The organism is Variovorax sp. NFACC27 (genome assembly GCF_048301545.1).
In the GTDB taxonomy this organism is placed as follows: Bacteria; Pseudomonadota; Gammaproteobacteria; order Burkholderiales; family Burkholderiaceae_C; genus Variovorax; species Variovorax gossypii.
The window spans coordinates 2,155,157-2,177,137 of record NZ_CP157613.1; the positions used below are offsets into that span (position 1 = coordinate 2,155,157).

18 protein-coding genes are annotated in these 21,981 nt (G+C 67.1%); 1 reads left to right on the forward strand and 17 read right to left on the reverse strand.

Annotated features, from left to right (window positions below):
• Window positions 1–34: 34 nt before the first annotated feature.
• The 9 genes from ABL840_RS10245 to ABL840_RS10285 all read right to left on the reverse strand — a co-directional run bounded on the left by ABL840_RS10245 (window position 35) and on the right by ABL840_RS10285 (window position 11,044).
• Window positions 35–736 carry a phosphoribosylanthranilate isomerase gene (locus ABL840_RS10245; protein WP_093305625.1) on the reverse strand — a complete coding sequence of 234 codons (702 nt, stop codon included), beginning with the start codon at window positions 734–736 and terminating at the stop codon, window positions 35–37.
• On the reverse strand, window positions 733–1,545 hold the full coding sequence (gene truA, locus ABL840_RS10250; protein ID WP_093305623.1) for a tRNA pseudouridine(38-40) synthase TruA: 813 nt from the start codon (window positions 1,543–1,545) through the stop codon (window positions 733–735). Before truA ends, ABL840_RS10245 begins: the two co-directional genes overlap by 4 nt.
• 36 nt (window positions 1,546–1,581) lie before the next feature.
• Entirely contained in the window at window positions 1,582–4,443 is a 2,862-nt protein-coding gene (locus tag ABL840_RS10255; RefSeq protein WP_093305621.1) for a FimV/HubP family polar landmark protein, read from the reverse strand.
• A 169-nt stretch (window positions 4,444–4,612) separates the two neighbouring features.
• The gene (gene asd / locus ABL840_RS10260; protein ID WP_093305619.1) at window positions 4,613–5,755 is read right to left on the reverse strand and encodes an aspartate-semialdehyde dehydrogenase; all 1,143 of its coding nucleotides are present in this window, start codon (window positions 5,753–5,755) and stop codon (window positions 4,613–4,615) included.
• A gap of 89 nt (window positions 5,756–5,844) precedes the next feature.
• Window positions 5,845–6,933, reverse strand: a complete 1,089-nt coding sequence (gene leuB / locus ABL840_RS10265) for a 3-isopropylmalate dehydrogenase (RefSeq protein ID WP_093305617.1) — start codon at window positions 6,931–6,933, stop codon at window positions 5,845–5,847.
• 44 nt (window positions 6,934–6,977) lie between these two features.
• A complete protein-coding gene (gene leuD / locus ABL840_RS10270) occupies window positions 6,978–7,628 on the reverse strand; it encodes a 3-isopropylmalate dehydratase small subunit (protein WP_019654089.1) in 651 nt (216 codons plus the stop codon).
• Window positions 7,629–7,648: 20 nt separating this feature from the next.
• Window positions 7,649–9,070, reverse strand: a complete 1,422-nt coding sequence (gene leuC / locus ABL840_RS10275; protein ID WP_093204970.1) for a 3-isopropylmalate dehydratase large subunit — start codon at window positions 9,068–9,070, stop codon at window positions 7,649–7,651.
• 48 nt (window positions 9,071–9,118) lie between these two features.
• Window positions 9,119–10,063 carry a LysR substrate-binding domain-containing protein gene (locus ABL840_RS10280; protein WP_093204969.1) on the reverse strand — a complete coding sequence of 315 codons (945 nt, stop codon included), beginning with the start codon at window positions 10,061–10,063 and terminating at the stop codon, window positions 9,119–9,121.
• A gap of 132 nt (window positions 10,064–10,195) precedes the next feature.
• Window positions 10,196–11,044 (reverse strand): helix-turn-helix transcriptional regulator, encoded by an 849-nt coding sequence (locus tag ABL840_RS10285; RefSeq protein WP_093204966.1) that lies wholly within the window; start codon window positions 11,042–11,044, stop codon window positions 10,196–10,198.
• 172 nt (window positions 11,045–11,216) lie between these two features.
• Here ABL840_RS10285 and ABL840_RS10290 point away from each other — a divergent pair, with 172 nt between their 5' ends.
• Window positions 11,217–14,546: an autotransporter outer membrane beta-barrel domain-containing protein gene (locus ABL840_RS10290; protein ID WP_418116240.1), complete on the forward strand. Its 3,330-nt coding sequence runs from the start codon at window positions 11,217–11,219 to the stop codon at window positions 14,544–14,546.
• Window positions 14,547–14,570: 24 nt separating this feature from the next.
• On the opposite strand, the gene ABL840_RS10295 is transcribed toward ABL840_RS10290, so the two are convergent.
• The 8 genes from ABL840_RS10295 to ABL840_RS10330 form a co-directional block, all read right to left on the reverse strand.
• Window positions 14,571–15,650, reverse strand: coding sequence for a purine-nucleoside phosphorylase (locus tag ABL840_RS10295; protein WP_418116241.1), 1,080 nt, complete (start codon window positions 15,648–15,650; stop codon window positions 14,571–14,573).
• A 106-nt stretch (window positions 15,651–15,756) separates the two neighbouring features.
• On the reverse strand, window positions 15,757–17,067 hold the full coding sequence (gene gltA, locus ABL840_RS10300; RefSeq protein WP_093198516.1) for a citrate synthase: 1,311 nt from the start codon (window positions 17,065–17,067) through the stop codon (window positions 15,757–15,759).
• A gap of 24 nt (window positions 17,068–17,091) precedes the next feature.
• Window positions 17,092–17,406 (reverse strand): succinate dehydrogenase assembly factor 2, encoded by a 315-nt coding sequence (locus ABL840_RS10305; protein ID WP_093198518.1) that lies wholly within the window; start codon window positions 17,404–17,406, stop codon window positions 17,092–17,094.
• 33 nt (window positions 17,407–17,439) lie between these two features.
• Complete coding sequence (locus ABL840_RS10310; RefSeq protein WP_081270662.1) at window positions 17,440–18,141, reverse strand: succinate dehydrogenase iron-sulfur subunit; 702 nt, start codon at window positions 18,139–18,141, stop codon at window positions 17,440–17,442.
• A 37-nt stretch (window positions 18,142–18,178) separates the two neighbouring features.
• On the reverse strand, window positions 18,179–19,987 hold the full coding sequence (sdhA, locus tag ABL840_RS10315) for a succinate dehydrogenase flavoprotein subunit (RefSeq protein WP_093198521.1): 1,809 nt from the start codon (window positions 19,985–19,987) through the stop codon (window positions 18,179–18,181).
• Window positions 19,988–19,993: 6 nt separating this feature from the next.
• Entirely contained in the window at window positions 19,994–20,359 is a 366-nt protein-coding gene (gene sdhD / locus ABL840_RS10320; protein ID WP_093198522.1) for a succinate dehydrogenase, hydrophobic membrane anchor protein, read from the reverse strand.
• 13 nt (window positions 20,360–20,372) lie between these two features.
• On the reverse strand, window positions 20,373–20,819 hold the full coding sequence (gene sdhC, locus ABL840_RS10325; protein ID WP_093198525.1) for a succinate dehydrogenase, cytochrome b556 subunit: 447 nt from the start codon (window positions 20,817–20,819) through the stop codon (window positions 20,373–20,375).
• A 235-nt stretch (window positions 20,820–21,054) separates the two neighbouring features.
• Window positions 21,055–21,813 carry a GntR family transcriptional regulator gene (locus ABL840_RS10330; RefSeq protein ID WP_093198527.1) on the reverse strand — a complete coding sequence of 253 codons (759 nt, stop codon included), beginning with the start codon at window positions 21,811–21,813 and terminating at the stop codon, window positions 21,055–21,057.
• Between the last annotated feature and the right edge of the window lie 168 nt (window positions 21,814–21,981).

A 21,981-nucleotide genomic window follows, 5' to 3' on the forward strand; every position in this document is an offset into this window, starting at 1 on the left:
GGGCCGCAGCCCGACAAACGATCGGCTGCGGCGGCTAACTGGAGAAGGACGCGTCGGCAGCCCTGACTGCTGCGACGAATTGCCGGATCTTTCCGGCGTCCTTGAGGCCCTTGTTCCCGGGACCGTCGATTTCGACGCCCGAGCTCACATCAACGGACAGCGTCTTGCAGCGCTTCCGCAGGATGCGAATGCCATCGCCCACGTTTGCAGGTGTGAGCCCACCACTCAAGACGAGGTGAGCGTCGACGGCGGGTGGAAGAAGTGACCAATCGAATGCCTTGCCGCCACCGCCATAACCTTCGACATGCGCGTCGAGCAGGATGGCCTGGGCGTGGGAGTAATCGGACGCGTATTTTACGAGGTCGAAGCCCGCCCCGGCATCCCCCAGCGGAATGCGGGCGGCGCGCATGTAGCGGAAGCGGCCTGGGCCGGTGGCTTCCTCGCACTGCTGTGGTGTCTCTTCGCCGTGGAACTGCGCGATGGAGCCCTTCACCTGGGCGAGCGATGCTATGACTTTAGGAGCGTCCTCGTTCACGAACAGCAGGACCGGCGTTATGAACGGCGGCAGGCGCGATGCGAGTTCGGCCGCGCGTTCGACAGTCACGGCGCGGGGACTCTTCGGATACAGGACGAAGCCGATCGCGTCGGCACCGGCTTCGATTGCCGCGTCGACATCGGCTTCACGGGTCAGGCCGCAGATCTTGATGCGGGTGCGGGGCAGGGGAGGCGCGCTCATGGCGGGCCATCATACGGAGCCCCGCCGGCCTGCAGCGTGGCTTCGTCCGGCAGACCCCACTTGGCGTCGTACAACGGGCCCATGAAATACAGGCCGTCGGCGGAGAAGGTGGGCGCGGCAATCTTGCGGCTACGCGCCTCGAGCACTTCGGAGATCCATTCGGGCCGCTCGTCGCCGCGACCGATGCGCACGAGGCAGCCCATCAGGTTGCGGATCATGTGGTGCAGGAAGGCGTCGGCCTCGAATTCGAAATGCCAGCGGCAGCGCTCGCCGCCGCCCACGCGCGTGATCTCGATGCGACGCAGGTCCTTGACCGGCGAGCGCGCCTGGCAGGCAGAGGCGCGGAACGAGCTGAAGTCGTGCTGGCCGATGAGCAGCGCGGCCGCCGCGCGCATCGCATCGCCGTCGAGCGGGTGCATCGACCAGCCGACCCTGCCCGAATCGAGGCTGGGCCGCACGGGCGACTGCGAGAGCACGTAGACGTAGCGACGCGCCAGGGCGCTGGCGCGGCAGTGGAATTCGTCGGGCACCGGGTGCGCCCACTGCACCGCGATGTCATCGGGCAGGAAGCGGTTGGTGCCGCGCATCCAGGAGAAGGGCTCGCGCTTGACGGCGGTGTCGAAGTGCACCACCTGCATCAGCGCATGCACGCCTGCGTCGGTGCGGCCGGCGCACAGCGTGCGGATGGGCTGGTCGGCGAACTTCGAGAGGGCCGCCTCGAGCTTGTCCTGAACCGTGCGGCCGGAGGGCTGGCTCTGCCAGCCGTCGTACGCCTGGCCGTTGTACCGGATGCCTAGCGCCAGCCTCACGAATTCAGAAAGCCCGGGAAAAGCGGCAACGCTCGCTCAGCGCAGTTCCGCAAGGAGTTGACGGGCTTGCGACTTGAGATCGCCGGCGCTTTCGGCCTCGACTTCCTCGACCAGCGAGCGGGCGCCTTCGACGTCGCCGATGGCCTGCAGTTCGCGGGCCAGCGAGAGCTTGACGGCGTGCGGGCTGTCGTCGCCTTCGTCGTTCTGCGCGGCAGCCGTTGCCGCCGGCTTGGCGGTTTCGGCCGGACGGGCTGCCGGCAGGCCGGCCAGTGCGCTCATGTCGAACTCGATGAAGCCCGAGTCGGCCGGCAGCGCGTTGCGCAGCATGGCGGGGCGGGTGTTGTGCTCCGGATCGCTCAGGCTCAGCGAGCCGGGGAGCGTGTCGGCCGACAGGGCGCCGGGGGCGGTGTCGAAGTCGTTCTCGAGGTCGACGGGCGTCGCATGGGCGTGGCCGTTCGACAGCGGCGCGGCCGGGCGTGCCGTCGTCGGAGCAGGCGCGTAGGCCGACTTCGGCAGGCTGGCGCCGACAGGCGCGTGCTGCGGGGCAGGAGCCGGTGCCGGGGCGGGCGCCGGCGGGGTGGTCAGGTCGAGGTCGAAGTCCAGCGGTGCGACCGAGGGCACGAAGGCGGGCGGTGCCACGGCCACCGGAGGCGCCACCACCGGAGCAGGCGTTGCCGGCTTGGCCGCCGCCGCCAGGGCTCCGGCGAAGGCAGCCGTTTCGGCGGCGCTGGCGCCACCGCTACCGCCGCTGCGGGGCGAGCCCGATTCGTACAGCGGGTTGCCCGGATCGAGGTCCTTGCCCATGTCGACCACGCGATTCCAGTCGGAACCCAGGCCGCCGGTCAGCTTGTGCACTTCGGTGGCGAGGCTTTCGTAGGCACGCACGTCGCGGCGCTTGGCGTGGATCTCGAGCAGCTTGAGGTGGATGGCGGTGCGATCGGGGTTCAGGCGCAGCGCCTCGCGCAGGATTTCCTCTGCCTGCAGGTCGCGGCCGTAGGCCAGGTACACGTCGGCCTCGGCGACCGGATCGACATCGCCGGCGTCGAGCTGGCTCGGCGAGTACGACAGCGACGAGACGGTGGAGTCGCCGCGGTGCTTGGTGTCCACCGATTCGCCACCGCTGGCGCCGAAGAACGAATCCTTCGGGATGCGGCTTTCGAGGAACACGCTTTCGCTCATTTCCTCGCGACGGCGACCCAGCACGCGGTACAGCAGGAAGCCGACCAGCAGCGCGATCAGCGCGGCACCCGCCAGCATCAGCGGGTTGTCCATCAGCTCTTCGAGGAAGGTGGGCTCCGGCGGCGGGGGCGGCGGAGCAGCCTTCTTCACGGCGGGCTTCGGCGCGGCAGCAGCTGCGGCACTAGCTGCCGCGGCGGCGGGAGCAGCAGTGGCGTCGGCAGCCACCGGCGGCGTGCCGGCAGGCGCGGCTTGCGCATCGGCTGCAGGGGTAGCCGCGGCAGCGGGAGCTGCCTGGGTGGCTTCGGGTGTCGGCGGGGTGCTGGGCGCGGCTGCGGCCGGAGCGGCGGGAGCCGCTGCAGCAGCGGGTGCTGTTGCGGCGACCGGAGCAGCTGCCGCAGGCGCGGGAGCCGGTGCGGGGCTCGCGGCCGGAGGCGCGACCGTCGCGCTGGTGTTGGGGGCCGGAACCGGGATGCCCGGCGTTGCCGGAGCCGGTGCAGCGGCGGGTGCGGCCGCGGAAGAGCCGGTGCCCGTTGCCGTCTTGAGCTTGTTCAGCTCGCTGATGTTCTTCGACAGTTCCGCGACGCGGTTGCTGCTGTCCTGCGCCTGGCGGTTCTGCGCGACCTTCTCGTCGGCGGCGCGGGTGGCCGCATTGCCTTGGGAGATCGTGAGCTTGTCGGGCGAGCTGGCCGCGGCATTGCGGTCCTCGACGTTGGCCTGCAGCTTGCCCGAGGCCTTGCGGCCCGCGGCTGCGACGTTCGAGGTCGGAGCGTTGTCGGCCAGACGCTGGCGGTAAGAGCCGAAGTCGCGGCTTTGCGCGGTGATCGTGCGGCGGGCTTCGGCCGGCGGAACGGCGGATGCCTCGGCGGAACTCGGCAGATCGAGCACCGCACCGGCACGCATGCGGTTGACGTTGCCGCCGACGAAGGCGTCGGGGTTGGCCATGAGCAGCGCGACCAGCATCTGGTCGAGCGACACGTCGGCCGGCTTGTAGGTGGCCGCGATCTTGCCGGCGGTATCACCGCGCTGCACGGTGACCTGTTCGCCGCCGCCAGCACTGCGAGCGGGGGCTGCAGCGGTGACAGGGGCGGGTGCCGCAGCTGCGGGTGCCGGGGAAGGTGCCGGGGCTGCAGCCGCAGGCGCGGCCACCACGGGGGCGCGTTCGCGGCGAGCGCGGGCCGCGGGGGCCGTGCGTTCGACCGGAGTCGCGATCTGGGGGGAAATGGGGGCGGCCGGCGTGCTGGTGGCCGCCTGGCGCGTGGCCGGCGGATCGAGCAGCACCGTGTAGTCGCGCACGATGCGGCCGGAGGCGCCGTTGGCTTCGAGCAGCAGGTCGATGAACGGATCGTTCATCGGGCGGTTGCCGCTCAGGCGCACCACGTACTGGCCGCCGGCGCGGCGCTGCAGCGTCGCCTTGACGTCGCTGAGCGCCGAGTTGTACGGGACCCCCGCGTTCCTGAAAGCCTCGGCCGTGGCGATGTTGATCTTCAGGCCTTCCGCTTCGTTGGCGGCCATCTCGGTCACATCGATCTCGGCCCGCAAGGGTTCGCCAAGGGCCGACTGCACCTTCAGCTGGCCCAGCGTGAAGGCGCTGGCATCGGTGCTCGCGAGGCCCAGGGCCACGGCTGCCGCCGCGCCGAGAATGGAAAGGCGCCAACCGTTCGACGGAAGAGGCGGGCGAGCGGCCGATGGGCTGGCCGCAGGCAACAGATGTCTTGTCATGCTGATAGGGGGCGGCTCAGGCCCGGAATTTGTAAGAGGACGTTAGCATCATCACTGGGCACTGACAAGGCAATGCGCTTGTTCTACCCAGTGCGCGCATACTTACGCACACATCTTCTGTTGCCAGATGGCAACAATTCGTGTTTCAAAAGGGCCTGAGCAACCCGCATCAGGCTTCGAGCAGGATGCGCAGCATGCGGCGCAGCGGTTCCGCGGCACCCCACAGCAGCTGGTCGCCGATGGTGAAGGCGCCCACGTACTCCGGCCCCATCGCCAGCTTGCGGATGCGACCGACCGGGATGTCCATGGTGCCCGTGACGGCCACCGGGGTCAGGTCCTTCACCGTGGCTTCGCGCGTGTTCGGCACGACCTTGGCCCAGGGGTTGTCGGCGGCGATCATCGCCTCGATGTCGGCCACCGGCACGTCCTTCTTGAGCTTGAAGGTCAGGGCCTGGCTGTGGCAGCGCATCGCGCCGATGCGCACGCAGAAGCCGTCGACCGGCGTGGCGGCGGTGCCGAAGCCCGCGCCCTGGCCGAGGATCTTGTTGGTCTCGGCGCCGCCCTTCCACTCTTCCTTGGACATGCCGTCGCCCAGGTCCTTGTCGATCCAGGGGATCAGCGAACCGCCCAGCGGTGCGCCGAAGTTGGCCGTCTCGGCGGCGCTGAGGGTCTGCTGCTTGTGCAGCACCTTGCGGTCGATCTCGAGGATGGCCGACTTCGGGTCGTCCAGCAGGGCACGCACTTCGGCGTTGAGGGTGCCGAACTGGGTCAGCAGCTCGCGCATGTGCTGCGCGCCGCCGCCCGAGGCAGCCTGGTAGGTCATGCTGGTCATCCACTCGACCAGGCCCGCCTTGTAGAGGGCGCCGACGCCCATGAGCATGCAGCTCACGGTGCAGTTGCCGCCGATCCAGTTCTTGCCGCCCTTGGCGAGCGCGTTCTCGATCACCGGCAGGTTGACGGGGTCGAGCACGATGATCGCGTCGTCCTTCATGCGCAGGGTGGACGCGGCGTCGATCCAGTGGCCGTTCCAGCCGGCGGCGCGCAGCTTGGGGAACACCTCGCTGGTGTAGTCGCCGCCCTGGCAGGTGATGACGATGTCGCACTTCTTCAGCGCCTCGATGTCGTTCGCATCCTTCAGCGCGGTTTCGTTCTTGGCCATCGCCGGGGCCTTGCCGCCGGCGTTGGAGGTCGAGAAGAAGACCGGCTCGATGAGACCGAAGTCGCCTTCGGCCTGCATGCGGTCCATCAGGACCGAGCCGACCATGCCGCGCCAGCCAACGAGGCCGACCAGAGGTTGAGATGCGTTCGCCATTTCAGTTTGCCCTTATGAAAAAAAGAAAAGTTGTCTTTTTTGCGCCCGACTCGTCGAGCCGGGGAGGGGCGTGACGAAGCGGGCTGCGGTTAGCCGGTAATCGTCTTTTTGGTGATTGCTGCAACGACCGCGTCGCCCATCTCGCGGGTGCCGACGCGCTTGGTACCTTCAGACCAGATATCGCCCGTGCGCAGCCCGGAGGCGAGCACGTCCTTGACCGCCGACTCGATACGGTCGGCAGCTTCGGGCTGGTTGAGTGAGAAACGGAGCATCATGGCAGCGGACAGGATTGTAGCCAAAGGATTGGCAACCCCTTTGCCGGCAATGTCGGGAGCACTGCCGTGGCTGGGCTCGTACAGGCCCTGGTTGCTCGAATTGAGCGATGCCGAGGGCAGCATGCCGATGGAACCGGTGAGCATCGCGGCCTCGTCCGAGAGGATGTCGCCGAACATGTTGCCGGTGACCACCACGTCGAACTTCTTTGGTGCCTTCACGAGCTGCATGGCCGCGTTGTCGACCAGCATGTGGTCGAGTTCGACGTCCGGATATTCCTTCGCGATGTCGAGCATCACGTCTTTCCACAGCTGCGAGGTTTCCAGCACATTGTTCTTGTCCACGCTGGTCACGCGCTTGCTGCGCTTGCGGGCGGCCTCGAAGGCAACGCGCGCGATGCGCTCGATCTCGGGGCGCGAGTAGCGCATCGTGTCGAACGCTTCTTCGGCACCGGGGAAGTGCCCGTCGACAGCGGTGCGGCGGCCGCGTGGCTGGCCGAAATAGATGTCGCCGGTCAGCTCGCGGATGATGAGGATGTCCAGGCCCGCGATCAGCTCGGGCTTGAGGCTCGAGGCACCCACCAGCTCCTCGTAGCAGATGGCGGGGCGGAAGTTGGCGAACAGGCCCAGGTTCTTGCGCAGCCCCAGGATGGCCTGCTCGGGCCGCAGAGGGCGGTCGAGCTTGTCGTACTTCCAGTCGCCGACGGCGCCGAAGAGCACCGCGTCTGCTTCCTTGGCGAGCTTGAGCGTGGATTCCGGCAGCGGATGGCCGTGCGCCTCGTAGGCCGCGCCGCCGACCAGCGCCGATTCCGTCTCGAACTTCAGGTCGAGCACGTCGAGCACCTTGACGGCTTCCGCCACGATTTCGGTGCCGATGCCGTCACCCGGGAGAACTGCGATTTTCATAAGTTGGTCTGAGGTTTCTTGAAAACGGATATGCGCGCGATCGATCAGGAGATCATCGTATGCGCGAGCCACGGCTTCTGAGCCAGGCGCTCGGCCTCGAAGGCCTTGATCTTGTCCTTGTGGCGCAGCGTGAGGCCGATGTCGTCCAGGCCGTTGAGCAGGCAGTACTTGCGGAAGGCCTGCACGTCGAACGCGAATTCCTGGCCGTCGGGCTTCACGACCACCTGGCGCTCCAGGTCGATGGTCAGCGTGTAGCCCGGGAAGGCGAAGGTCTCGTCGAACAGCTGGGCCACCTGCGCCGCGGGCAGCACGATCGGCAGCAGGCCGTTCTTGAAGCTGTTGTTGAAGAAGATGTCGGCGTAGCTCGGCGCGATGATCGCGCGGAAGCCGTACTGGTCGAGCGCCCACGGCGCATGCTCGCGCGACGAGCCGCAGCCGAAGTTCTGGCGCGCCAGCAGGATCGATGCACCCGCGTAGCGCGGCTGGTTCAGCACGAAGTCGGGGTTCGGCTTGCGGCTGGCCGGGTCCTGGCCGGGCAGGCCCGGGTCGAGGTAGCGCCACTCGTCGAACAGGTTCACGCCGAAGCCGGTCTTCTTGATCGACTTGAGAAACTGCTTCGGGATGATCGCGTCGGTGTCGACGTTCTCGCGGTCCATCGGGGCCACGAGGCCCTTGTGCACGGTGAATTGCTTCATGGGGATCTCTTTTCTTCTGTTCAGGCGAAGGTGCGCACGTCGACGAAATGGCCGTGCACCGCGGCGGCCGCGGCCATGGCCGGGCTCACAAGGTGGGTGCGGCCACCGGCGCCCTGGCGGCCTTCGAAGTTGCGGTTGCTGGTCGATGCGCAGCGCTCGCCGGGTTCCAGGCGGTCGGCGTTCATCGCCAGGCACATCGAGCAGCCGGGCTCGCGCCATTCGAAGCCCGCGGCCTTGAAGATCTGGTCGAGCCCTTCGCGCTCAGCCTGTTCCTTCACCACGCCCGAGCCGGGCACGACCATCGCGAGCTTCACGTTCTTCGCGACCTTCTGGCCGAGCTTCTTCACCACGGCGGCGGCTTCGCGCATGTCCTCGATGCGGCTGTTGGTGCACGAGCCGATGAACACCTTGTCGATGAAGATGTCGTTCATGGCCTTGTTGGGCTCCAGGCCCATGTAGACCAGCGCGCGCTCGATGGCGCCGCGCTTGTTGGCGTCCTTTTCCTTGTCGGGATCGGGCACGCGGCCGTTGATCTCGACCACCATCTCGGGCGAGGTGCCCCAGGTCACCTGCGGCTGGATCTGCGTCGCGTCGAGCTCGACCACGGCGTCGAACTTCGCGCCCGCATCGGACTGCAGCGTGCGCCAGTAGGTCACGGCCTGGTCCCACTCCACGCCGGTGGGCGCGAGCGGGCGGCCCTTCACGTAGCTGATGGTCTTCTCGTCGACCGCCACCAGCCCGGCGCGCGCGCCGGCCTCGATGGCCATGTTGCAGACCGTCATGCGGCCTTCCATGCTCAGGTCGCGAATGGCCGAGCCCGCGAACTCGATGGTGTAGCCCGTGCCGCCGGCGGTGCCGATCTTGCCGATGATGGCCAGCACGATGTCCTTGGCCGTGCAGCCCAGCGGCAGCTTGCCCTCGACCTTCACGAGCATGTTCTTCGCCTTCTTGCCCAGCAGCGTCTGCGTGGCCATCACGTGCTCGACCTCGCTGGTGCCGATGCCGTGCGCGAGCGCGCCGAACGCGCCGTGCGTGGAGGTGTGCGAGTCGCCGCAGACCACCGTCATGCCCGGCAGCGTCGCGCCCGACTCGGGGCCGATCACGTGCACGATGCCCTGGCGCTTGCTCAGGAAGGGGAAGAACGCGGCGGCGCCGAATTCGGCGATGTTGTGGTCGAGCGTGGTGACCTGTTCCTTGCTGGTCGGGTCGGCGATGCCTTCGTAGCCGCGCTCCCAGCCGGTGGTGGGCGTGTTGTGGTCGGCGGTGGCCACCACCGAGCTGATGCGCCACAGCTTGCGGCCGGCCTCGCGCAGGCCTTCGAATGCCTGCGGGCTGGTCACTTCGTGCACCAGGTGGCGGTCGATGTAGAGGATCGCGGTGCCGTCTTCCTCGGTGTGGACGACGTGTTCGTCCCAGATCTTGTCGTAGAGCGTGCGTGCCATGTCGGTCTCTGTCTTTCGTGGGGAAATGGAATTGTCTGTCGTTGCGGCCTAGGCCGCGAGCTGTTCGCCGGCATCCGCGGCCGCGTGCAGGTGATTCACCAGCGAGCGCGCCGCCACGGGCAGGGTGGAGAAGTCGCGCGCCACCAGCCTGATCTCGCGCGCGGCCCATGCGTCGTTGAGCGCGACGCTCGCGAGGCCGTGGCCGATGCCGTTGCGCATGAGCTCGAAGGCGCGCTGCGGCATCACGCCGATGCCCAGGCCGTTCTCGATCATGCGGCACATGGCGTCCAGGCCCGTCACGTGGATGCGCAGCTTGATGCTGCGGCCCGCGTCCAGCGCGGCCTCGTGCATCGCGACGTAGATGGAGCTGTTGGTGTGCAGGCCGACGTGGTCGAAGTCGAGCGAATCGACGAAGTCGATGCTGCCCTGCGCCGCCAGCGCGTGCCCCGTGGGCACGATCAGCGCGAGCCGGTCGTGCCGGTACGAGAGGCTCTGCAGTTCGCCCGCGCCGCCGGCCACGTGGCACACGCCGAGGTCGGCCGCGCCTTCCTGTACCGCGCGGATCACTTCGCTGCTCAGGTGTTCCTCGAGATCGATCTTGATGGCCTCGTGGGCGCGCGTGAACACGCCCAGGTCTTCCGGCAGGAACTGCACGATCGCCGAGATGTTGGCGTGAACCCGCACGTGGCCGCGCACGCCGTCGGCGTATTCGCTGAGCTCGCCCTGCATCTTCTCGAGGCTGTAGAGCACCGAGCGCGCGTGGTGCAGCAGGCTTTCCCCGGCGGGCGTGAGGTCCACGCCGCGTGCGTGGCGGTAGAGCAGGGTGGTGCCGAGCGTGGCCTCGAGATCCGACAGCCGCTTGCTGATGGCCGAGGCCGCGATGAATTCGCGCTCCGCCGCGCGGCCGATGCTGCCCAGTTCGCAGACGGCCACGAACAACTGCAGCGACGTGAGGTCGATGCGGCGGGCGAAGTTGCGTTCGGACGTGCTCATGGGGTTGCGGGGAGTCATCGCGTTTTGCGATGAGGTCGCTATTTTCCCCTTGTTTTTGGGCAGCATCCATCGCGATGCGCGATGGCATCGTTGCCAGGTGGCGACGGGATGTCGTTGAGGGCGCCTGCCCGCCTACCGCGCGGCGGCGAGCGCTTCGCCGGTGCCGGGCCCTGTATGCGTCTTCCAGGTTTCCAGCGGCAGCCTCCACAAGGGCGGCATCTGCGAGAACGGAGGCACGGTATGAACCAGCTTGGCCAGGGCGAGCCGGCTGTCGGTGCCGATCTTGCTGAAGATCGCCTTCAGGTGCGCCTTGACGGTGTCCAGGCTGACGCTCATGGCGGTGGCGATGGCCTCGTTCGAGTTGCCCTGGGCAATCCACACGGCAACCTCGACCTGGCGCTGCGTCAGTTCCGGAAAGGCGTAACGCAGGCGGTCGGCCGCGGGGAGCTTGTCGACGGTGCGCTGCTGCGCCTGGCGGTAGGCCCGCAGCACGTGCCCCCGGTAGACCTGGAGCCGGTCGCGCTCCGCATCGCTGTAGGCCGGGCGCCCGACGACGCGGTGCGCGCTCAGGTCCAGCGAGTACTCGCCGTGCAGCATCAGCACTCCCATGATGCGGTGGGCGTTCGACGGCAGGAACACCTCGCGGGCCATGGGCAGCGCCATGAATTCCTCGTCCGTGAAGACATCCGATTCGCGCACCGCTCGCTCGCCGTAGAAGGCCGGGTCCTTCTGCCAGAAAGGGTGGCTGCCCGCGTGGCGCGCATAGGCCTGGAAAGCAGTCGCGCGGCGGGCCGGGTCGTCTTCCACCGACAGCAATGCGCGCAGCTCGCCGCTGCGGTGGTGCACCTCCGTCCAGCCGACCACGTCGGAGTCCGTCAGGCGGACAACGCCTTCGAAGAGGAGGGGAGGCAGCGTCAGCAGATCGGGCTCGGCCTCGTAGAGGCGAACGATCTCCTGCAGAAGGATCGGGTCGGTGTTCATGACTACTCTTTCGGGTAATTGAATCGTCCTGTTGCAAATCTTACAGTGCCTCCTCCATGTCTCCGGAAAGCAGGTATTGCCATCGCGGGCAGTACCTCCGCCGAGCGGTATTCCGCGAGACGCGGCTGCGGCCATGCAGCCGAATGCAGCAAAACAATACGGGATCAACAGGATGAATCGCACTTTCAGGGTCGTGTGGAACCGGCGGCTGGGCGTCTGGCAGGCTGTCTCGGAACTGGCGGTGTCCGCCGTCAAGGGCGCTGCCGTGGATGGGGGCCGTGCTACGGCCAGTGCGGTGCTGGCGCTGTCGTTGGGCCTCGTCGCGCCGTTTGCGCACGCGGCCGACGTGCTCCTCGTCGGTACCGGCGGCGTGGGCGGCGGTGACGGCGGCAACGGAAGCATCAGCGGCGGCAATGGCGGGCAGGACTTCTACCTGGGGGGCTATGGCGGCGCCGGCTTCGTTCCCGCTCCGACGCAGACCCTCGCGAGCCCGGCCAGTGGCAGCAGCCTCCTGCCAACCTATGAATACGTCGGGATCGGGGGCGGCGCCGGTGGCGGGGACGGGGCCAACCTGGGCGGCATCCGCGGAGGGGACGGGGGCGCGGGTGTGCTCGATCTCAACGCGACGACCCTGAACGTCACCAACACGCTGCTGATCGGCGGCGCCGGTGGCGGCGGGGGTTCCGGGGGCGCCGGCTCCACGCGCGGCGGCAACGGCGGCACAGGCGGCAGCGGAACTCTCACGGCCACCGGTGGCGCGACCATCACGGTTGGCACGCAGCTCTACATCGGCGGTCTGGGCGGCACGGGCGGCAACTGCGGCTGCTCCGGCGACGGCGGTGCGGGTGGTGCGGGCGTGCTCAATCTCGGTGGCGGCAGCACGCTGAACCTGACAGGCGCCGCCTTCACCATCAACGGAGGCGGCACGCTCAACATCGGCAACGCGACGGCCAACGGCACGGCCTCCGGCGTCGTCACCGGGCTGGCCGGCAGCATCAACAACGCGGGCAGGATCAATTTCAACCAGTCCGACGCCAGCTACACCTTCGCCACGGCCATCGCCGGCACCGGCACGGTGGCGCAGAACGGCAGCGGCATCACCGTCCTGTCCGGCGCGAACACCTATTCGGGCGGCACGCTCGTCAACGCCGGCCTGATCAACTTCAGCAACGGCGCCAACCTCGGCACCGGCAACATCACCCTGAACGGCGGCGGCCTGCAATGGGCCGCGGCGAACACCACGGACATCTCCGGCCGGTTGAACGCGCTGGGCGCAAACGGCGGCACCTTCGACACCAACGGCAACAACGTGACGCTGGCGAGCGGCATCAGCGGTACGGGCGGCCTGACGAAGACCGGTGCCGGCACCCTGACGCTGACGAGCGCGAACACCTACACGGGCGAGACCATCGTCGGCAACGGCACGCTGCAGCTGGCCGGCGCAGGCACGCTGGCCGGGGCGACGGGTGTCTCGCTGACAGGCGCCAGCGCGGTGTTCGATCTGTCGACCGGCATCAGCCAGTCGGTGGCGCATCTGTCGGGCGTGGCGGGCAGCGTGGTGGCGCTCGGCGCCAACTCCCTCACCCTGACCGACAACACGTCGCAGACCTTCGGCGGCAGCCTGACCGGCACCGGCGGCTCGCTGGTCAAGCAAGGCACCGGCACGCTGACGCTCTCGGGCGCCAGCACCTACAGCGGCGGCACCGCGCTGCGCCAGGGGCGCCTGAACCTCGGCAACAGCCAGGCGCTGGGCACCGGCACGCTGTCGATGGACGACGACACCACCCTGGGCTTCAGCGCGGACGGGCTGACGATCGCCAACGCGATCCGGCTCACGGGCAGCACCGATCCGGTCATCGACACCGGTGCGTTCAACGCGACCCTGAGCGGCGCGATAAGCGGCGGCGGCTTCATCACGAAGGAGGGCACGGGCACGCTGACGCTGTCCGGCGCCAACGACTACACCGGCGCCACCAACGTCGCGCAGGGCACGCTCAAGGCGGGCGCCGCCAACACCCTCAGCGCGGCTTCCGCCCACAGCGTGACCTCGGGCGCGACGCTGGACCTTGCGGGCTTCAGCCAGACAGTCGCTTCGCTGGCCAACAGCGGCACCGTCTCGCTCGTGGGCGCGAGCGCCGGCACCACGCTCACGGTGACGGGCGCCTACGTCGGCAACAACGGCGTGCTCAGGCTAGGCACCGTGCTCAACGGCACTGGCCCGTCGGACCGTCTGGTGCTCGACGGCGCCACCGCCTCCGCCAGCGGCAGGACCACGGTGCAGATCACCAACCTCGGAGGCCTGGGCGCGCTCACCAGCGGCAACGGCATCGAGGTGGTCACCGCGAAGAACGGCGCGACCACGACGGCCCAGACCACCAAGGACGCGTTCAGCCTGGCCAACGGCCATGTGGATGCCGGCGCCTACGAGTACCGCCTGTACGCCGCCGATGCCAGCGGTGCGGGCGAGAACTGGTACCTGCGCTCGAGCACCACCGTGTCGCCCGCGGCTCCCACGCCCTCCACGCCCGTGATCACCTACCGCGCCGAAGCCTCGCTCTATTCCGCGCTCCCCGGCCAGCTGCGCCAAGGCAACCTCGCGATGCTGGGTGACCTGCGCAAGCGCGTGGGCGACGACGACGTGAAGGGCACAGCGACCACCCCGACCGGCTCCGATCGCCGTGCCTGGGCCCGCGTGCTCTCCACCGACATCGACATCCAGCAGGGCGGCGCGGTATCGCCGTCGAGCAAGGGCCGTCTCACCGGCTTCCAGGCCGGCACCGACCTGCTGGCCATGCCCAACTGGCGCGTGGGCGTCTACGTCGGCCAGCTCGACGGCGATGCCAGCGTGAGGGGCTTTGCCAGCGGCATCCAGAACCTGGGCGTCGGCCGCAATGACCTGCGCAGCCAGTACCTGGGCGTGTACGGCACCTACACCAGCGACAGCGGCTTCTATGCCGACGCGGTGGTGCAGTCGGGCCGCCATCGCTACACGGTCGAGCCCCTGGCGAGTCCGGGCACGAGCGGCAAGGGCAACAGCCTGCTGGGCTCCATCGAAGTGGGGCAGTCCTTCGCGCTGGGCGGCAGCGGCTGGAGCATCGAGCCGCAGCTGCAGCTGATCCATCAGCACATGGACCTGAACAACTCCGCCATCGTCGGCGCCGTCGTCCAGCCGCAGGCCGACAGCGGCTGGATCGCCCGCGCGGGCGTGCGGGTCAAGGGCGAGATCGCGACGGGCGTCGGCACGCTGCAGCCGTACGGCCGCTTCAACGTCTACCGGACATCGAGCGGCGCGGACGTCGCCCGCTTCGTGAACGGCGCGACCACCACCGACATCTCCGCGCCGACGGGCGGCACGAGCACCGAGCTCGCGGGCGGCTTCACGCTCGCGCTGGGCCCGTCGACCAGCCTCTACGGCGAAGTCGGCAAGCTCTGGGCGAGCGGCGGCAACGCCAGGGTGAAGAGCTCGATCAACGGATCGGTCGGCGTGCGCGTGAAGTGGTGAAGGGCTGAGTCCGGAACGGGCCGGTCAGTCCGCCGGCACTCCCGCGCTCCAGGCGGGCCAGTTGCCGACGATCGCATCCACCAGGGGCCGCCCCGCGATCAGGAGGTTGGCGGTGGAGATCGGGAACCCGCCTGACTCGGCCGAAAGCGAGGCGTAGGCGGTCTGCCCCGGATGGGGCCGGTCGAAGTTCGACGCGGTGCGCAGCACGGCCACGCGCCGCAGGTCGAGCAGCCCGGCGCTTGCGCCCCGCTTCAACGCCTCGTAGGTGGCGTTGTCCTCCTGCTGGGTGGTGCAGTACTTGCCCTGGCCGTCGGTCACGAGCGAAACCCAGCGCGTGGCCGTCTCGCCGAGGTACCTGCCGTGCCAGTAGGTGTCTCCGGCCGCGGTGTCGCATTGCAGGACGGAAGGACGGGCCTTGGCCGTCGGCTGCGGATACCTTGCGCGATAGGCGCGCGCCTTGTCGTTGTCGGCCAGCGGCGCATCGGCCGACAGTTTCAGGGCCTTCTGCAGCAGCTTCTCGTCGAGGCGGAAGACCTCGGTGCGGTATTCGAACTTGGGCTTGGAGTCCGGATCCTTGGCGCCGATGCCGAAGTAGCCGGAGCGCCAGGTCGAAGGCATTTCGCGCGCGTCGATCTCGTGGGCGATGCCGAAGTCGACCAGGTACCGGGCCCAGGTGGCCGAGCCGATGGTCGAGACATTGGGGTCGACGCCCGCAATGCCGGCAACCAGGAAGTAGGTCTTCGAAAGATCGAACTTGCCGCTGAACACCAGCGCCGCGATGGATGCCGCCGCATTGGTGTGGCCCATGCCGGTGGTGACCTGGCACACCGAATCGGCATTGCACCGCACCGCCGGATCGTCGGCGGACAGGCCCGGCACCTTGATCTCCCGGTTCAGCTTCAGCGGCTCGAGCCACACCTGCGCCTCGGGCTTGAACATGCTGATGATGAGGACCTTCACGGCCACCTGCTGCTGCGCACCTTGTGTCGCCGAAGGCGGTGCGGATCGGTTCGCATCGCTCGCGCAGCCGAACAGCGCCGATGCGGCGAGGGCAATGCATGCCGCCCTTGAAGACAAACTGATTACGGGGCTCGAAACTGCCATCTGCTTTCTCCTTTTCCGTCGAACAACAAGAAGGAGACCGCAATTTACAGGCCAAAAAAAAGCTGCCCGAAGGCAGCTTCTTTCACGGCTGGGCCGCAGTCGCAGATCAGCGAGCCGAGATCGGCTTCACGTCGCGCTTCGGCGAGCCTTCGAACAGCTGGCGCGGGCGGCCGATCTTGTACTCAGGGTCGCCGATCATTTCGTTCAGCTGGGCGATCCAGCCGACCGTGCGGGCCAGCGCGAAGATCGCGGTGAACAGCGGCACCGGGATGCCGATGGCGCGCTGCACGATGCCCGAGTAGAAGTCGACGTTCGGGTACAGCTTGCGCGACACGAAGTACTCGTCTTCCAGGGCGATCTTTTCCAGTTCCTTGGCCAGCTTGAACAGCGGGTCGTTTTCCAGGCCCAGCTCGGTCAGCACTTCGTTGCAGGTTTCCTGCATCAGCTTGGCGCGCGGGTCGTAGTTCTTGTACACGCGGTGGCCGAAGCCCATCAGCTTGACGTTCGAGTTCTTGTCCTTGACCTTCTTGATGAACTCGCCGATCTTCTCGACGCCGCCTTCCTTCTGGATGTCGTACAGCATGTTGAGTGCTGCTTCGTTGGCGCCGCCGTGGGCGGGGCCCCAGAGGCATGCAACGCCGGCCGCGATGGCCGCGAAGGGGTTCGTGCCCGACGAGCCGCACAGGCGCACCGTCGAGGTCGAGGCGTTCTGCTCGTGGTCTGCGTGCAGGATGAAGATGCGGTCGAGCGCGCGCTCGAGCACCGGGTTCACCTTGTACTCCTCGCACGGCGTGGCGAACATCATGTGCAGGAAGTTGCCGGCGTAGCTCAGGTCGTTCTTCGGGTACATGTACGGCTGGCCGATCGTGTACTTGTAGGCCATGGCCACGAGCGTGGGCATCTTCGCGATCAGGCGGATCGCGGCGATCTCGCGGTGCTCGGGATTGTTGATGTCCGTGCTGTCGTGATAGAAGGCCGACAGGGCGCCCACCAGGCCGGTCATGATGGCCATCGGGTGCGCGTCGCGGCGGAAGCCGCGCAGGAAGAACTGCATCTGCTCGTTCACCATCGTGTGGTTCGTCACGAGCTTGGTGAAGTTGGCCTTCTTGGCGGCGTCCGGCAGTTCACCGTACAGCAGCAGGTGGCAGGTCTCGAGGAAGTCGCAGTTGGTCGCGAGTTGCTCGATGGGGTAGCCGCGGTACAGCAGCTCGCCCTTGTCGCCATCGATGTACGTGATGGCCGACTGGCAGGCGGCGGTCGACATGAAGCCCGGGTCGTACGTGAACATGCCGGTCTGCGCATACAGCTTGCGGATATCGATCACGTCGGGGCCAACGGTGCCCTTGTAGATCGGCAGTTCGACGCTGTCGCCGCCGTTGCTGAACGACAGCGTGGCCTTGGTATCGGATGCTTTCATTTCGGTTTACTTTCAGAGGTGGATTCAGGACGAAGGAGAAATTGCAGGACGCTGCGCGCCGTCGGTGCGCATCAGCTGCAGCAATGCGACCACCTCGGCCCCGGCCCATTCGGGCTCGGGCTCCTTTCTGCGCAAAAGGAGGTCGAGGAGATCGTTGTCCGACAGGTCCATCAATGTCTCCATCGCTCCCGCCTGACCCACGGTCATGCGGGATTCGTGCCGCTCGAAGAAGCGGGCGATGAACAGGTCGTTCTCGAGCAGTCCGCGCCGGCAGCGCCATTTGAGCTTGCTCAGCGCACGTTCGCTGAGCAGCTCGGCGGAGTCGGTGGCGGGTTGCATGGTGGCGTCTCGGGAAGGCAGCTCAGGAATCTCTTAGATGGCGCGGCGCACCATCAATTCCTTGATCTTGCCGATGGCCTTGGTCGGGTTCAGGCTCTTGGGGCACACGTCCACGCAGTTCATGATCGTGTGGCAGCGGAAGAGGCGGTACGGGTCTTCCAGGTTGTCCAGGCGCTCGGCGGTGGCTTCGTCGCGGCTGTCGGCGATGAAGCGGTAGGCCTGCAGCAGGCCGGCGGGGCCCACGAACTTGTCGGGGTTCCACCAGAAGCTGGGGCAGCTCGTCGAGCAGCTCGCGCACAGGATGCACTCGTACAGGCCGTTGAGCTCTTCGCGCTCTTCGGGCGACTGCAGGCGTTCCTTCTCGGGCGGCACGCTGTCGTTCTGCAGGTACGGCTTGATCGAGTTGTACTGCTTGAAGAACTGGGTCATGTCCACGATCAGGTCGCGGATGACGGGCAGGCCCGGCAGCGGCTTGAGCACCACGGTGCCCTTGAGCGTGTTCATGTTGGTCAGGCAGGCCAGACCGTTCTTGCCGTTGATGTTCATCGCATCGGAGCCGCAGACGCCTTCGCGGCACGAGCGGCGGAACGACAGGGTCGGGTCTTGCGCCTTGAGCTTCATGAGTGCGTCGAGCAGCATGCGCTCGTGGCCGTCGAGTTCGATCTCGACCGTCTGCATGTAGGGCTTGGCGTCCTTGTCCGGGTCGTAGCGGTAAATCTGGAATGTGCGCTTCATCGTAGTGACCTTGTGAATGCTTTGACTGAGCTGAGCGTTAGAACGTGCGGACCTTCGGCGGAACCGAGGCCACGGTGAGCGGCTGCAGCTTGACCGGCTTGTACGAGAGGCGGTTGTCGGCGCTGTACCAGAGCGTGTGCTTCATCCAGTTGGCGTCGTCGCGGCCGAGCGGGGCGACCGGGTCGTCCGCCGGGCGCTCGTAGTCTTCCACCGTGTGGGCGCCGCGGCATTCCTTGCGGGCGGCGGCCGAAACCATGGTGGCCTGCGCCACTTCGATCAGGTTGTCGACTTCCAGCGCTTCGATGCGGGCGGTGTTGAACACCTTCGACTTGTCCTTCAGGCCGATGGCCTTGACGCGCTCGCGCACGGCGGCGATCTTGACCACGCCTTCGTCCATCGAGGCCTGCTTGCGGAACACGGCCGCATGCTGCTGCATGACGGCGCGGATCTCGCCGGCCACGTCCTGCGCGTACTCGCCGCCGGTGGTGGCTTCGAGACGGTTCAGGCGCTCCAGCGTGCGGTCGGCCGCATCGTTGGGCAGGGGCTTGTGTTCCTTGAGCTTGTCGTTGAACTCGACGATGTGGTTGCCGGCCGCGCGGCCGAACACCAGCAGGTCGAGCAGCGAGTTCGTGCCCAGGCGGTTGGCGCCGTGCACGCTCACGCAGGAGCATTCGCCCACCGCGTAGAGACCGTTCACGACGGCGCTGTTGTCTTCACCCTTCTGCACCACGACCTGGCCGTGGATGTTGGTGGGGATGCCGCCCATCTGGTAGTGGATGGTCGGCACGACGGGAATCGGTTCCTTCGTGATGTCGACGTTGGCGAAGTTGACGCCGATCTCGTACACCGATGGCAGGCGCTTGTGGATGGTGTCCGCGCCAAGGTGGTCGAGCTTGAGCAGCACGTAGTCCTTGTTGGGACCGCAGCCGCGGCCTTCCTTGATTTCCTGGTCCATCGAGCGCGAGACGAAGTCGCGCGGCGCCAGGTCCTTCAGCGTGGGCGCATAGCGCTCCATGAAGCGTTCGCCGTTGCTGTTCAGCAGGATCGCGCCTTCGCCGCGGCAGCCTTCGGTCAGCAGCACGCCCGCGCCGGCCACGCCGGTCGGGTGGAACTGCCAGAACTCCATGTCCTGCAGCGGAATGCCCGAGCGCGCTGCCATGCCGAGGCCGTCGCCGGTGTTGATGAAGGCGTTGGTCGAGGCCTGGAAGATGCGGCCCGCGCCGCCGGTGGCCAGCAGCACGGTCTTGGCCTGCAGGATGTGCAGGTCGCCGGTTTCCATTTCGAGCGCGGTCACGCCGACCACGTCGCCTTCTTCGTCACGGATGAGGTCGAGCGCCATCCATTCGACGAAGAACTGGGTGCGTGCCTCGACGTTCTTCTGGTAGAGCGTGTGCAGCATCGCGTGGCCGGTACGGTCGGCCGCGGCGCAGGCGCGCTGCACGGGCTTCTCGCCGTAGTTGGCCGTGTGGCCGCCGAACGGACGCTGGTAGATCGTGCCGTCGGGGTTGCGGTCGAAGGGCATGCCGAAGTGCTCGAGCTCGTACACGACCTTCGGTGCTTCGCGGCACATGAACTCGATCGCGTCCTGGTCACCGAGCCAGTCGGAGCCCTTGATCGTGTCGTAGAAGTGGTAGTGCCAGTTGTCCTCGCTCATGTTGCCGAGCGAAGCGCCCACGCCGCCCTGTGCGGCGACGGTGTGCGAACGGGTCGGGAACACCTTGGAGAGCACGGCCACGTTGAGGCCGGCACGTGCGAGTTGCAGCGAGGCGCGCATGCCGGAGCCGCCGGCACCGACGATCACGACGTCGAACTTGCGCTTGGTGATTTTTTCTTTTGTGTAGGTCATGGTGGGTCAGATCTTCCAAAGCACTTGAATGGCCCAACCCGCACAACCGACAAGCCAGACGATGGTGAAAACTTGCAGCACGAGACGGATGGCGACGGGCTGGATGTAGTCCATCCAAACGTCGCGCATGCCGACCCACACGTGGTAGAGCAGGGAGACGATCACGGAGAAGGTCAGCACCTTCATCCACTGGGCGGCGAAGATGCCGGCCCAGAGGTCGTAGCCGATGGGGCCGCGGGTGAAGATCAGCTGCGCGAGCAGGATGATCGTGAAGAGCGCCATCAGGCAGCCGGTGATGCGCTGGCTGAGCCAGTCGCGCAGACCGTAGTGGGCGCCGACGACGACGCGCTTGGAGCCGTAATTCACAGACATGGTTGGCTCCTTCTCAGTACAGGCCGAACAGCTTGGCGCCGAGCACCAGCGTGAGGATGATGCTCGCGCCCAGCGTGAAGATGGCGGAGGTGTTGCCGAACTCCTTGTTCACCGCGGAGTGGCTCACGTCCATCCAGAGGTGGCGCAGGCCGGCGATGAAGTGGTGCAGGTAGGCCCAGATGAGCGCGAGCGCGACGAGCTTGAAGAACCACCCCGGAACAAAGCCAAGGCCGCTGTTGAAGGCGGCCTTGAAGCGGGCGAACGAATAGTCGGAAGACAGCGAGGTGTCGAACATCCAGATGATGAACGGCAGCAGCAGGAACATCAGCACACCGCTGACGCGGTGCAGGATCGACACGATGCCCGCCGGCGGCAGCCGGTAGGTCGTGAGATCGGTGAATGCATTGATGTTGCGGAATTCGCGACGCGGTGGCCGGGGGGGAGTTGCAAGCTCTGTCATTGGGGGATGGCTTTCGTGGCTTTGTGACTTGTTGGCTTGTTCTGAGAGCGAACGCTTTTGTTTCTTCTGCGGAAGTGCAAACAACGCAAAATTCTATTGCAATGCACCATCGCGCTGCGGACACGCACGAGTCAGCGCACCGTTGCAGTCGGATGCTATTGACTTCGTAGCGCAACGCGCACGTTGCATGCGAGTGCTGGAGCCGATGTGTTCTGCCTTCTTCGTGTGCATCGGGTCAGCCCAGCTGGTTCCTGTAGTGGTGCGTGTCGGTGCGATAGAGCCCGCGGCGCAGTTCCATCGGCGTGTCATGGTAGGTGTGCGCGACGCGTTCCACGCTCAGCAGGGGCATCTGCAGCGTCACGTCGAGCAGCGCTGCCTGTTCGGCATCGGGCAGCACGGCGCGGATCTTTTCCTCGGCGCGCACCATGCGCACGCCGAACTCGGTTTCGAAGAGCGCGTACATCGGGCCGGGCCACGCGCGCAGCCGCTCGGCGGTGAGGCCCTTGAAGGGCGCGCCGGGAAGCCACAGGTCTTCGAGGATGGTGGGTACTCCGCCATAGGCGAGCACGCGGCGCACCTGCAGCACGGCGTCCGCCGTGCGCAGGCCGAGCGCTCGAGCCACGTCGGCCGATGCGCGCAGGCGCTTGCAGTCGACGATGGTGCGCACCGCCGGGCCCTCGGTGCTCGGGTCGCCTTCGTCGGGTACGAGCTTGAGGAAGCGGTACTGCACATGCTGCTCGGCATGCGTGGCGACGAAGGTGCCCTTGCCCTGGCGGCGCACCACCAGGTTTTCGGCGGAGAGTTCGTCGATGGCCTTGCGCACCGTGCCCTGGCTCACGCGGTAGCGCACGGCCAGGTCCATCTCGCTCGGGATGGGCTCGCCCGGCTTCCACTCGCCCGCCTGCAGGCTCTGCAGGATCAGGGTCTTGATCTGCTGGTAGAGCGGACTGAAGGACGGCGTCGCGGGCTCGTCGAATGGGGTGGGCGTGTTCATGGCAGCGGTGGGGTGCGCCTTGGCGGACCCCAAGAGGATATCTTATATAAGACATAAGACGAGGCTCATTGAATCGGCTTAAAATGCTGCCGGTCTCGCGCTGCGGGAAGGTGTTTCATCCCGCAGAACCCCTGGCGCCCCACGAGAGCGCCGACACCGTTTCATTAC